The 12,774-nt window shown below is 58.0% G+C and carries 11 protein-coding genes and 1 tRNA gene; 9 read left to right on the plus strand and 3 right to left on the minus strand.

The features are described from left to right. Positions 1–5 precede the first annotated feature (5 nt). Genes ACR0L4_RS10155 through ACR0L4_RS10165 form a run of 3 tightly spaced genes read left to right on the plus strand, consistent with a single transcriptional unit; the run spans position 6 to position 2,766 of the window. Positions 6–1,928: a nitric oxide reductase activation protein NorD gene (locus ACR0L4_RS10155; protein WP_480512668.1), complete on the plus strand. Its 1,923-nt coding sequence runs from the start codon at positions 6–8 to the stop codon at positions 1,926–1,928. After that, entirely contained in the window at positions 1,925–2,473 is a 549-nt protein-coding gene (locus ACR0L4_RS10160) for a cytochrome c oxidase subunit 3 (RefSeq protein ID WP_170750493.1), read from the plus strand. Before ACR0L4_RS10155 ends, ACR0L4_RS10160 begins: the two co-directional genes overlap by 4 nt. Before the next feature lie 5 nt (positions 2,474–2,478). After that, positions 2,479–2,766 (plus strand): cytochrome C oxidase subunit IV family protein, encoded by a 288-nt coding sequence (locus ACR0L4_RS10165; protein ID WP_480512670.1) that lies wholly within the window; start codon positions 2,479–2,481, stop codon positions 2,764–2,766. Between the two features lie 52 nt (positions 2,767–2,818). On the opposite strand, the gene hemA is transcribed toward ACR0L4_RS10165, so the two are convergent. After that, complete coding sequence (hemA, locus tag ACR0L4_RS10170; RefSeq protein WP_480512672.1) at positions 2,819–4,042, minus strand: 5-aminolevulinate synthase; 1,224 nt, start codon at positions 4,040–4,042, stop codon at positions 2,819–2,821. Between the two features lie 181 nt (positions 4,043–4,223). Here hemA and ACR0L4_RS10175 point away from each other — a divergent pair, with 181 nt between their 5' ends. Then, a complete protein-coding gene (locus ACR0L4_RS10175) occupies positions 4,224–4,922 on the plus strand; it encodes a Crp/Fnr family transcriptional regulator (RefSeq protein WP_170750499.1) in 699 nt (232 codons plus the stop codon). Between the two features lie 270 nt (positions 4,923–5,192). Here the strand turns inward: ACR0L4_RS10175 and ACR0L4_RS10180 are convergent, their stop codons facing one another. Beyond that, positions 5,193–6,047, minus strand: a complete 855-nt coding sequence (locus ACR0L4_RS10180; RefSeq protein WP_480512674.1) for a TIGR01458 family HAD-type hydrolase — start codon at positions 6,045–6,047, stop codon at positions 5,193–5,195. A gap of 23 nt (positions 6,048–6,070) precedes the next feature. Between ACR0L4_RS10180 and ACR0L4_RS10185 the strand changes: the two genes are divergently transcribed. The 4 genes from ACR0L4_RS10185 to ACR0L4_RS10200 all read left to right on the plus strand — a co-directional run bounded on the left by ACR0L4_RS10185 (position 6,071) and on the right by ACR0L4_RS10200 (position 11,219). Beyond that, positions 6,071–6,144 (plus strand) — tRNA-Gly (locus ACR0L4_RS10185). 271 nt (positions 6,145–6,415) lie between these two features. Next, on the plus strand, positions 6,416–8,233 hold the full coding sequence (locus ACR0L4_RS10190; protein ID WP_480512676.1) for an ABC transporter transmembrane domain-containing protein: 1,818 nt from the start codon (positions 6,416–6,418) through the stop codon (positions 8,231–8,233). Positions 8,234–8,393: 160 nt separating this feature from the next. Next, complete coding sequence (locus tag ACR0L4_RS10195) at positions 8,394–10,283, plus strand: acyl-CoA synthetase (protein ID WP_480512678.1); 1,890 nt, start codon at positions 8,394–8,396, stop codon at positions 10,281–10,283. A 12-nt stretch (positions 10,284–10,295) separates the two neighbouring features. Beyond that, positions 10,296–11,219 carry an alpha/beta hydrolase gene (locus tag ACR0L4_RS10200; protein WP_480512680.1) on the plus strand — a complete coding sequence of 308 codons (924 nt, stop codon included), beginning with the start codon at positions 10,296–10,298 and terminating at the stop codon, positions 11,217–11,219. Here ACR0L4_RS10200 and ACR0L4_RS10205 read toward each other — a convergent pair whose 3' ends face one another. Beyond that, on the minus strand, positions 11,220–12,056 hold the full coding sequence (locus ACR0L4_RS10205; protein ID WP_480512682.1) for an alkaline phosphatase family protein: 837 nt from the start codon (positions 12,054–12,056) through the stop codon (positions 11,220–11,222). A 208-nt stretch (positions 12,057–12,264) separates the two neighbouring features. On the opposite strand from ACR0L4_RS10205, the gene ACR0L4_RS10210 reads away from it, so the two are divergent. Then, complete coding sequence (locus tag ACR0L4_RS10210; RefSeq protein WP_480512684.1) at positions 12,265–12,729, plus strand: peroxiredoxin family protein; 465 nt, start codon at positions 12,265–12,267, stop codon at positions 12,727–12,729. Positions 12,730–12,774 lie beyond the last annotated feature (45 nt).

Here is a 12,774-nt window from a genome sequence, read left to right on the forward strand (position 1 = left end):
GGCCGATGGTCAGGATCGATTTTGAGCCATGGGAACCCGAAGAAACGATCGGGAAACTGTGGCACACCCTTGCCAGCCGCCTCGACGCACCTCAGGTGCACGATGGAGCCGCGGTCGACCTGACACAGGTCGCGGGGCGGCTGGCCGTTCTCTTTAGGGGTCTGGGGGGTAGCCCGGGCGTTGAATTGCGCCCGGTCTCACCCGAAGTTTCGCGCCACCGTCTAAGCTGGCGTCGCCGCCTGGGCGCTGAGGCCGAGTTGATGCCGCGCGCCTCGTTCGATGGCGAGGTGTTGCGCCTGCCGGACCGGCTGGCCGTTTTCCCCGCGCGCAAAGCCAATGGTGCGCTCTATGTCTGGCTGGCGGCTGCGTCGGCCCATGCCGGACCCCGAATTGACGAAGAAGACCCTCTGCGCGCCGATCTGCGCAGCCTGATCGCGGCGCAGAGCATGGTTGCGGCGACATTGGACGACGCCCCCGGCCTGCGCCCGCTTTATGCAGAGCTTTGCAAGGGCGTGCTGCATCAACGCGACGTCCCCAGCTTGCCGCCTGTTGAGGCAGCAGTCGAAGAACTGATCAGACATAATCTAGACGACCGTCAGCCGCTGTCGGAAAAAGCCAAACAACTTATGGCATTGGACGATGACCTGATCGCCCCGCGCAACTATCAACCGATGCGCCCGGTTCCCCTGTGGCCAGAATTGCGGGCCGTTGGATTCTCGGAACATAGTGAGGTGGAAAACCCTGATACCGAAGGTCCGCCCGATGACTCCGGCGAAAAAACCCACCGTGCCCGCCGCCGTAAATCAGACCAGGCCGAGCGCAGCGACAGTTTCATCCTGCACAAATTCGAAGCCATCCTCAGCTGGGCCGAGTTCCTGAATATCAACCGCCGCATCGACGATGACGATCCCGACAACGCCAAGAAGGCTGCCGACGATCAGGAAGAGATCGGCCTCGGACAGATCTCCAAGGCACCTCCGACCAAGCTGAAACTTCATCTGGACTTGGCGCCGGAGGATGTAAACCGCGAGCGTCTGTCTGGCCGCATCCTCTATCCCGAATGGGACGTGCGCACGGGGCAATACCTGCCCGACCACGTGAACGTTCTGCTCTCGGATGCCGAGATCCGTGACGATGCCGCCACTTTCGGTAAAGACCCTGCAACCGCCCGCCGCATCCGCGCTGTCAAACGCCAGTTCGAAGCGCTGCGTCCGGGCCGTGTCATGACACGTGGCCATCTGGATGGCGATCAGTTGGACGTCGAAGCCGCCGTTCGGGCGCAGGTTGATCGTTGTGCGAATGGTGAAGGGACTGAACGGATATGGATGCAATCTCGCCCCGAGGCGCGCGATCTGGCTGTCTCGATCCTGCTGGATGTCAGTCGTTCGACCGAAAGCGCCGTCACTGGCCGTGCCGTGATCGATATCGAGCGCGAGGCGCTGGCTGCGCTTGCCTGGGGTTTGAACGCCTGCGGTGACGACTTTGCGATCCATGCCTTCAGTTCCTTGAAACGCCAGCGCGTCTATATCCAGCGCTGCAAACGGTTCGATGAGCCGATGGGCGGGGTGGTCGAGCAGCGCATCGCTTCGCTGCGTCCGGGCCACTATACAAGGCTTGGCGCGGCGATCCGTCATTGCTCGGCTGATCTGTCCACTCAATCGCGCAAACGCCGGCTGCTGCTGGTGATCACTGACGGCAAACCCAACGATCTGGACCACTACGAAGGCCGCCACGGCATCGAAGACACGCGACAAGCTGTCCGCGAAGCACGTCGCACCGGACAATCGGTCTTTGGCGTTACCATCGACAAGACCGGCAAAAGCTGGTTCCCCCGGATGTTTGGACAGGGCGGTTTTGCCGTTATTCCGGACCCGCATCGCCTGACCCTGGCATTGCCGCAAATCTACCGCCAACTGGTTGGCGCATGACCGAGTCTTCTCTGATCGACGAGCTTCCGGGCGAGTTGCTGATGTGGGTGCTGATCATCTCGGAACTGCTGGTGTTCGGCGCTGGTCTGATTGCATTCATGGGTGTCCGCCTGACTGATCCTGCTGGATTTGCCGACGCGCAATCGCACCTGTATCGAACTGGGGCGGCGCTCAATACGGCGGTGCTGGTCACCTCTGGCTATCTGGCTGCTCAGGCCTTGCGCTGGCGACAGGCTGCGAGTCGGGGTGCAGCCCGCGTGGCGCTGATCGCAGCCGCCGTATTGGGCCTGGTGTTTCTGATCATCAAGGGCGCGGAATACGCAGGAAAGGCCGCGCAGGGTATCACATTCGAGACCCACCCCTTTTTCCTGTTCTACTACCTGCTCACCGGGTTTCACGCGGCGCATGTGCTGGCGGGCGTCGGCATCCTGCTGCTGGTTGCCTGGCGTGATGACCCCCGCAACATCGAAGCAGGCGCACAGTTCTGGCACATGGTTGATCTGGTTTGGATCATGCTGTTCCCCGTGATCTACCTTCTGGGATGATGTCGATGCCCGCAGCTTCATCTTTGCCAAGCTATTCTCGCAGCCGGGCATCGAACCATCTGGTCCGAGCATGGCTTTTCCTGCTGATACTCAGCGTTGCATCCGCAGCGTTGACCCTGCTGCCGATACCAGCCACGCTTTTGGGTGCCGGAATTCTGACCTTCGCGACGTTGAAATGCCGCGTCATCCTCGCCCGCTATCTGGACCTCTCGACCAGCCCGGCCTGGCTGCGGGGTTTCACCATGGTGTTTGTAGCATTTGCCCTAGTGATTTTCGGCCTGTATCTGGTGTAAAAAAAGCCGCCCACAAAAGGGCGGCAGGTCGCAAAGCAAAGGGAGGCTTTGTTTATTGAGCGGCCATCGGCATCCGCGCGATCTGGCAGCGGTGCCACAAGGTCGACAGGGCACCAACAAGATGGTCGATATCTGCGTTGGTATGGACGGGCGACGGAGTGATCCGCAACCGTTCCGTGCCTTTGGGCACCGTGGGGTAGTTGATGGGCTGAATGTAGATCCCGAATTCTTCCAGCAGCATGTCCGAGATGAATTTGCACTTCACCGGGTCCCCCACCGTCACCGGAATGATGTGACTAGGGTTGGGTAAATGCGGAATACCTTCGGCATCCAATCGGGCCCGAACTTGTGCGACGCGGGTTTTTTGCAGATCACGCTCGGTACTGGAGTGTTTGAGATGCTGGATCGATGCCGCAGCTCCGGCTGCAATCGACGGCGGCAGGGCAGTTGTAAAGATGAACCCGCTGGCAAAGCTGCGTACGAAATCACACAAGGCAGCCGAGGCGGCGATATATCCGCCGACGACACCAAAGGCTTTGCCAAGCGTGCCTTCGATTACGGTTAGGCGGTCCATCAACCCTTCACGCTCGGCAATACCGCCGCCGCGCGGGCCATAGAGGCCAACGGCGTGGACCTCATCAAGGTAGGTCATGGCGCCATACTTGTCTGCCAGATCGCAAATCTCTTTGATCGGAGCGATGTCACCGTCCATCGAGTAGACCGATTCAAAGACAATCATCTTGGGGGCTTCCGGGTCGGCCACGGCCAGTTTCGCCTCAAGATCTGCCAGATCGTTATGTGCCCAGATCACCTTTTGCGCCCGTGAATGGCGAATACCCTCGATCATCGACGCATGGTTCAGCGCATCCGAAAATACGATCAGACCGGGTATTTTAGCGGCCAGAGTTCCCAGCGCCGCCCAGTTCGATACGTACCCGGAGGTGAACAGCAGGGCGGCCTCTTTCCCGTGCAGATCGGCCAGTTCGGATTCCAGCAAAACGTGATCATGTGTGGTGCCCGAGATGTTCCGGGTCCCGCCCGCACCGGCACCGCACCGATCCAGCGTCTCATGCATCGCCGAAATCACGGCCGGGTGCTGCCCCATTCCCAAATAGTCGTTTGAACACCAGATGCGTACGTCACGTGCGATTGATCCATCGGTCTGTCTTGCATTGGGAAACGCGCCGCAGTGGCGTTGCAAGTCAATGAAAACACGATAGTTTCCCTCGTCCCGCAAGGCGTCAAGGCTTTGGCTGAAAAATCGCTCGAAATCCATCTGAGATGCTCCCCGGACAACTGGCTTTGGGCCGACACTATGGCGTGAACGGGGGGCGATACATGACAATAGTCAAGTTCCGGGCTTGGAAAAGACGGGTGCGTCTTACAACCATTTGCCATAGCTGGTATCACAAGAAAGGACCGGTCCGAGAAACCGGCGAAGGAGAGGGGATACCTTCGTGGCACATGAAGTTCAAAAAGCGGTTGCACGGCAATCACTTTTGCTGCGCAGTCTGCCGGAACAGCATGTCGACACTTTGCTGAGCCACGCGATCTGGCGGACTTACGACCGGGGCGAGACGATTTTCCTGCAGGAAGAAGAGGCCAAAGCGGTGCATGTCGTGCTTTCGGGCTGGGTCAAGCTGTTTCGCATGTCACCGACCGGGTCCGAGGCCGTTGTAAGCGTCTTTACCCGAGGTGAAAGCTTTGGCGAGGCCGTGGCGTTGCGAAACGTTCCCTACCCGGTGTCAGCCGAAGCAGTCTCGGCATGTGATGTCATGCACATTCCAAGCCCGGTTCTTGTGTCGCTGATGAAAGAGGATTCCCAGATTGGAATTTCCATTCTCGCTTCGACATTTACGCATTTGCATTCTCTGGTGGCTCAGCTTGAACAGCTCAAGGCGCAAACCGGGGCGCAGCGGGTTGCAGAGTTTCTGCTGTCCTTGTGTGAAGCAGAAGAGGGCGAGTGCGAGGTCGAACTGCCTTACGACAAGATGCTGATTGCCGGGCGTTTGGGAATGAAACCAGAGAGCCTCAGCCGGGCATTCTCGCGATTGAAACCCGTTGGGGTCAAGATTTCCCGAAACCATGCCGAGATATCCGACATCGAAACCTTACGCGGTTACGCGGACAGCGATCCGGCAGAAAAGTGGCACTAGGCTGGGCTAGGTGGAAATCTCGTGCCGTTGCCGCTATCGCAGTTGATCCTGGCGACTTTGGGTGTCCGTCGTCCTTTTCCCATGTTTTTCAATGGCTCTTGGCGGTCTGGGCGCCCAATCCAAGTTTCAAGCATTCGGATTTGTCGCCAAATCTACTTTACGCGCGTAGCGCGCCACGTCTCCTTCAGAAACTCAGCGAGATCGCGCGCCGACACCGATCGTCGGCCAAGAGATCTCGCTCTGGCCGAGAGATTTGCAATCAAGGGTCAGTCAAACGTGCCCTTCAACCAAGCAATTGACAGCAGATAGAATGTTATCTTGTGTTGACGAAGGCCGAGGTTCAAAACGTGTCTCGTCCTCAGGTTGGTATTTTCCGGTCCGAAGAAGAATAGCTGCTTCCAGACCCGCTTTCAAAGCGCCTGCGATGTCATTTTCGGCATCGTCACCGATCATTGTGACGTTGGCGGGCTCTAGTTGCATGCTTTGCGCTGCAGAGTGGAAAAAAGCCGGTGCAGGTTTGCCAAAGAGAAGGGGCTTTGTTCCACTTGAATACTCAAGTGCTCGAACGAAGGCGCCTGCATCCATGCTGAGGTCACCATCCACATCGCGAAAGATCCTGTTGGAAGCCAAGGCGAGAAAGGGGGCGCCACCATTGATCAGGCGAAAGGCCGTATTCAACCTTTCATAGGTGAAGTATTGCCCGGCATCTCCGACGACGACCGCGCAAGGGCCTGACGTCTGACAGGTTGCGAAGTCTTCTTCCAGATCAGGATGAACCAGCAAATGCGGAGCATAGCCATTTTCCTTGAGCCAGGCACACGCCGCGGCTGCAGGGGTGAGGACTTCGTCCGATGACGCGTCAAGTCCGAATCCCCGAAGTTTCTTCAGGATCGAGCGCTTTGGTCGACGTGTGGAGTTTGTCAGAAAGCGGATTGGAAGACCGGCATTCCGGAGGGTCGATATTGCCTCCACAGCGCCAGGCAGCGGTCGGTCGCCCTGATACAGAACTCCTGCAATATCGAGCAGAACACCTTGTGTCATATCAGCCTCGTGCAATCCAAAACAGCCTTTCATGGGGGTCATTTCGACCGGCTGATAGTTCGCTCTTGACGCCTTCTTGGCCATCACATAGGAAGGCGCAACCCTGAGCGGGTATAGCTTAATGGTAAAGCCCCTGCCTTCCAAGCAGGCTATGTCGGTTCGATTCCGTCTACCCGCTCCAAAGACTTCAGCATCGAATGTGATCTGGGAAAGTTGGGCCAAAGAGTTTTGGTCAAGTTGTTGGCATCGTTATCAATGCGCGGCATTGCTGCCCTTGGTATCCCCGCATGCGAAGTTGGTGTGCCTCGACCCGCGCGCTTCACCCTAGCCCAGCAATTCCTGCGTCAAATGGCCCGTTCAAGTCGCCAATTCATGTCCTGCCGCTTGACCCTAGGGGCCACTATCGCCAAGAAACAGTCACTCAAGCACTGTTGACGATGTAAGGGCCCCATATGGCGAGACAGACAGCCAGCTCGACGACCGCACCCGCGCCGGGAGCCAGCGAAGAACGAGCAGGTTCCAAGAAACTGGGTGTTCTGGCCGCGCTTTGGCCCTTTATGAGGCCGTATCGGTTGCTGATGGCCGGCGCGTTCATGGCGCTGGTTGTGACGGCCTGCATGACGCTAAGCTTGCCACTGGCTGTGCGGCGCGTGGTGGACAACTTTCGCATCAAGGATGGAGAGCTGCTGGAGTGGTACTTTCTGGCCGCCTTGGGTATCGCGGGCATTTTGGCCGTTGGGACAGGCGTTCGCTATGCGTTGGTGACGCGTCTGGGTGAACGCGTGGTTGCGGACATTCGCAAAGCTGTCTTCGACCGCGTCATTGGCATGAGCCCTGAATTCTACGAGCGCATCCTGACCGGTGAAGTTCTGAGCCGCATCACCACGGATACAACGCTGATCCAATCGGTCTTGGGATCATCCGTATCGATTGCGCTGCGCAACATATTGCTGTTCTTTGGCGGGCTTGCGCTGATGCTGCTGACCTCGGCAAAGCTGACGGCATTGGTTCTGTTGTTGATCCCGGTTGTCGTCGTGCCGATTCTGGTTCTCGGTCGTCGATTACGGGTGATCAGCCGCGAAAATCAGGATTGGATCGCTGCGTCTTCGGGCAACGCGGGTGAGGCGTTGGGCGCGGTGCAGACCGTGCAGGCCTTTACCCACGAACAGGCCAGCCGCCAGCAGTTTGGCGATATGACCGAAACCTCCTATGTCGTTTCTCTGCGGCGCATTCAGACGCGGGCTGTTCTGACTGTCATCGTGATCTTTCTGGTGTTTTCCGGCATCGTTGGTGTGCTTTGGATGGGGGCCAATGATGTGCGCAACGGGGTCATGACCGAAGGTGTTCTGATCCAGTTCGTGATCTACTCGATCATCATGGCCGGATCGGTTGCCGCCTTGTCCGAGATCTGGAGCGAGCTTCAACGCGCGGCTGGTGCGACTGAGCGGTTGGTTGAACTCCTCAACGCAGAAGACACGGTTGAAGATCCGTCGCAGGCAAAATCGTTGGTGCAGCCTGTACGGGGTGATATCAAGTTTCAGGATGTGACCTTCCGCTATCCAGCGCGGCCCAATGTGGTGGCGCTGGACAAGCTGTCCCTGCATGTCAATCCGGGCGAAACCGTTGCGTTTGTTGGTCCATCGGGCGCAGGCAAGACAACTGTCATTCAGTTGATCCAGCGGTTCTATGACCCGAATTCCGGGTGCGTCCTGTTGGATGGTGCCGATCTTCAGGACCTTGATCGCTCAGACTTTCGCAAGCACATCGCGCTGGTTCCTCAGGATCCGGTTATCTTTGCGGCCTCGGCCCGCGAAAACATCCGGTTCGGTCGGTTGGATGCCTCGGATGCCGAGGTTGAATCTGCGGCGCGTGCTGCAGCAGCCCATGACTTTATCGCTGCGTTGCCGGACGGCTACGACAGCTTTGTCGGCGAGCGCGGTGTGATGTTGTCGGGGGGCCAGAAGCAGCGTATCGCCATAGCGCGCGCGATTTTACGCGATGCGCCGGTATTGCTGCTGGACGAGGCGACCTCGGCCCTGGATGCGGAAAGCGAACGCGCGGTTCAGGGGGCAGTGGACAAAATGCGCGCGGGACGGACGACGCTGATCGTTGCGCACCGTCTGGCCACCGTGAAAAAGGCAGACCGGATCATCGTACTGGATGCCGGCCGGATCGTCGCACAGGGCACCCATGACGATCTGGTGGCTCAGGATGGCCTCTATGCCCGTCTGGCGCGCCTGCAATTCACCGACGGGGTTGCCGCCGAGTAAATGACGTACGGAAATTCGCAGTTGCGTCGTAGCGTCATTCTACATTTTTGGCTTTTCCACGGCTAAGCCCTTGCTTGCGTCGCCAAGGTTGTGATCCCATCTAATCAAGGATCAAAATCGCGCGTGACGCGCGGGAGAAAAAAATACCGGGAGGAACCACATGCCCCTTGTTGGGAAGGAAGACAAAGAGCGGATTGAACAGGAAATGCCGTGGGAGGAGCGTGACCTGCCGGTGACGTTTCACCAGTTGCTGTCGCGTACAGCAAAGAATTTCCCAAATCACAACGCGGTTAGCTTTCAACTTCTGTCAGGCCCCAATGACAAAGCTGAGACACTGACGTGGTCTGACCTGCTGGGACAGGTCAATCAGGCAGCGAACCTGTTTCGTTCGCTGGGGATTGGTGAAAAGGACGTGGTGGCCTATGTGCTGCCCAACTGCAACGAGACGTTGATCACATTGATGGGCGGAGCCGTGGCAGGGATCGTGAACCCGATTAACCCGCTGCTGGAGCCCGAGCAGATTGCGGCAATCTTGCGGGAAACCGAAGCCAAGGTTGTTGTGACGCTGAAGTCTTTCCCGAAAACGGATGTCGCGCAGAAGGTTGAAGAAGCCGTGCGCCATGCGCCAAAGGTCAACACCATTCTCGAAATTGACCTGAACCGATACCTCACACCGCCAAAATCCTGGCTGGTGCCGTTCCTGCGACCAAAGATGGGCGACAAGGAAAAACTGGCCCACGCGGATTACAAAAGTTTTAATCGCGAGCTGGCAAAGCAGCCCAAGACATTGAACTTTGAGGATGGCAAGGAAGATCGGGTCGCCTGTTTTTTCCACACGGGCGGTACGACCGGTATGCCAAAAGTGGCGCAGCACAAGTATTCCGGCCTCGTCTACAATGGCTGGTTGGGTCACACGCTGTTGTTTGACGAAAACGACGTCATCATGTGCCCGCTGCCCATGTTCCACGTCTTTGCCGTTCACGTGATCATGATGGCGGCCGTGTCGTCAGGCGCGCATGTGGTCTTCCCGACACCGGCCGGATATCGCGGCGACGGTGTGTTCGACAATTTCTGGAAACTGATCGAACGCTGGAAAGTGAGTTTTATCATCACCGTTCCCACGGCAATTTCGGCCAAGATGCAACGCCCGGTGGATGCAGATATCTCGACCGTGAAGACCGCCTTCTCGGGTTCGGCCCCTCTGCCGGTGGAACTGTTCCGACGCTTTGAAGAAGCGACCGGCGTGACCATTGTCGAGGGCTATGGCCTGACCGAGGCAACCTGTCTGGTGTCCTGCAACCCGGTGGATGGTGAGAAGAAGATCGGTTCGATCGGTATTCCGTTCCCGTATACGGATGTCAAAATCCTCAAGGACGGTCCGGATGGACCCAATGAATGCGCGGCGGACGAGATCGGTGAGATTTGCGTCTCGAACCCCGGCGTCTTCGCGGGCAACACCTATACCGAGGCCGACAAGAACGAGAATCTTTACCATTTCGACAAGTATTTGCGCACGGGCGATCTGGGGCGGTTTGACGAGGATGGGTACTTGTGGATCACCGGTCGTGCGAAGGATCTGATCATTCGCGGCGGCCACAATATCGACCCGGCCGAGATCGAAGAGGCACTTTTGGGCCACCAGGCCGTCGCCTTTGCCGGTGCCATTGGCCAACCCGACGCCCATTCGGGCGAGGTGCCCTGCGCCTTCGTCGAATTGATCGAAGGGGCCTCGGTCACCGAAGAGGAACTGATGGAGTTCTGCAAAGTGCATGTGCACGAACGTGCTGCACAGCCCAAGCATATGACGATCCTGACTGAACTGCCCAAAACCGCTGTTGGCAAGGTCTTCAAGCCTGACCTGCGCAAGAACGCCATTACGCGGGTGTACAACGGTGCTTTGGAAAGTGCAGGCGTCGATGCGCGTGTTGTCTCGGTAATCGATGACAAGAAACGCGGTCTTGTCGCACAGCTTGACGCGAACGGCGCGTCAGAGGACGATGTCAGCAAAGTGCTGGGATCGTTTACCCGGCCATGGGAGTGGGCTGCCTGACCGGGAGGGAACATGGATTATGAACGTCTGATCGATGAAGAAACTTGGGCGTTCATAAGACGCACGGCGGAAAGCTATCCTGACGACGCAGTGGAACTGTCGATCATGGACCAACGTCGGGTCTATGACGCGATGTGTCGGGATTTTCGCCAGCCCCGCCCGCAAGGCGTAGAAACACAGGACCGGTCCGCCAATGGCGTGCCGGTCCGTCTGTATTGGGCAGGCCAACCCACACGCACCGTCGTCTATTTCCATGGTGGGGGATTTGTCGTTGGAGGATTGGACAGTCATGACGATGTCTGCGCCGAGATTTGCGTCCAGACGGGGTATCGGATCGTTGCTGTCGACTATCGTCTGTGCCCCGAACACATGCATCCGGTTCAGTTTCAGGATAGCTGGACCGCTACGGCATGGGCCGCAGAGGAATTCGGTGACCCCTTGGTGCTGGCAGGCGACAGCGCCGGTGGAACTTTGGCGGCGGCGGTAGCCCATCATGCTCGGGGACGGTTAGAGACCGTGTTGGGGCAAGTTCTGATCTATCCGGCACTTGGGGGCGATACGTCCAAGGGATCGTATTTGGAGCACGCGCAGGCCCCGTTGCTGACTCGTGACGAGGTGCTGTTCTACGAAAAGACCCGGTGCGCAGGGGCGGCCCCTGAAGGCGACCCAACATTCGCACCGTTGCAAGACAGTGATTTTTCAAACCTTCCGCCCACTGTGGTTGTGACAGCCGATTGTGATCCTTTGCGCGATGACGGGTCGGATTACTGTGAGGCCATCAAAACTGCAGGCGGGCAAGCTGAGTGGATAAATGAGACCGGTCTGGTCCACGGCTATTTGCGCGCCCGAAACTCGGTCAAGCGCGCAGCGGACAGCTTTGAACGGATCTCGGTTGCGATCGAGGCTTTGGGTCAGGGGATCTGGTCCTACGATTGATCACGTCAGAAAGGGCTTGGCCTTCATCGTGTCGGCCAGCGGTGCCCCCATACGGTTCAGGATCGTCGGCGCCAGCTGCAGTTGATCGATGACGGCATCAGCTTCGGGGCCTTTGGCGTCTCCGAAGTAGTACAGCGCGGTTTCCTGCTGCAATGGGCTACGCCCGCCGTGATGACCACGCTCATCCTGTCCGTGGTCAGCTGTCACGATGACCTCATACCCCAGTTGGCGCCAGTGTGGGATAAAGGGGGCCAGCATCTCATCGGCGACAAAGCAGGCGTGATCCATTTCCTCGCAATCGTGAAAAAATCGATGACCCATACTGTCCAGCGTGCAAGTGTGCAGGATCCCGTAATCCAGACCGAAGCGCAGGCAGAGATTGGTCAGCGTGGCGAACAGATCCACATCCGAAGGCGTCATCTGATTGGCCTTGCCATAGCCGGTCATGCTGTGGAACCGACCATGGTTGATGGTCTTGCTGTCAGGCTCGTCATATTCAACATCGCGGACGTAGTCGAAAGGATGCCGGTTGAAAAACTGCGACCAGTAGCTGTGAGTGACCGCCCCGGTCACGCCACCGACCTCGCGGACCTGACTGAACACATCCTTGTGGCTCAATCGGAAGACGTTGCCGTTGCCGGTGCAGCCATGCTGCTGTGGTGTGACGCCCGTGTGAATCGAGGCGTAACAACTGGCCGAGGTCGAGGGCAGCACCGCGCGCAGCTTCCAGACCTGCGCCTCGCCACTGTCGACCCAGCCTTCCAGATTGCCAAACAGTCGGCGGAAATTGCGCCACGGAACACCGTCCAGAATAATGAGGAGGAGTTTGCGGTCCATGTCAGGCATCCTTTGCTGTTAGTGATGCCTGTTTGACGGCGCATGCCCCGTTCGGCAACGCAAAAAACGACATCTTGCCTGACGAAGCCGCTGTGATTTGATGCCGGGATTGTGAGTTCGCCAATCTGCTCAAACGACTATGATTCCGATCAAGGATAATCGCGCGGGTCGGGTGATGGCAAAGATTTCAAAACGCAAAAAAGCACAAATGCAAAAGGCAAAGGAAGCTCAAGCAAACGGTACGTCCCGGAGGGAAGTTCTGCGGCTTGCCCGCAACGGTGCGATTGCCGCTGTCGTGGTCGGGAGCGCTGGCTTTTTCATGACGCGCTCGGTCCGTGCCATGCAGGCTGAGCATGATCTGACGCGGATCGGGAGAGGCAAGCCGGTGGTTGTGCAGGTGCATGACCCGCAATGCTCGATCTGTACGGCGTTGCAGCGTGAAACGCGCAAGGCAATGAAACAGTTCGAGGATGATGATTTAATCTATCTCGTTGCCGATATCAGCCAGCAGGACGGGGCCGGGTTCGCCAACCGATATGGCGTGCCCCACGTAACCCTGCTGTTGTTCGACGGTGAAGGAGTGTTGCAGCAAACCCTGCAAGGCATGCGCTATCAGGACGAGCTGAGCGAGGTTTTGGCCCGGCACCATCAGCGCTACGGTCCGCAGGCTTAGATCAAACAAAGACCGGCGGGCCGAGACCCGCCGGATTCCTTTCGT

The sequence above is a fragment of the Ruegeria sp. AB5 genome, assembly GCF_056542645.1.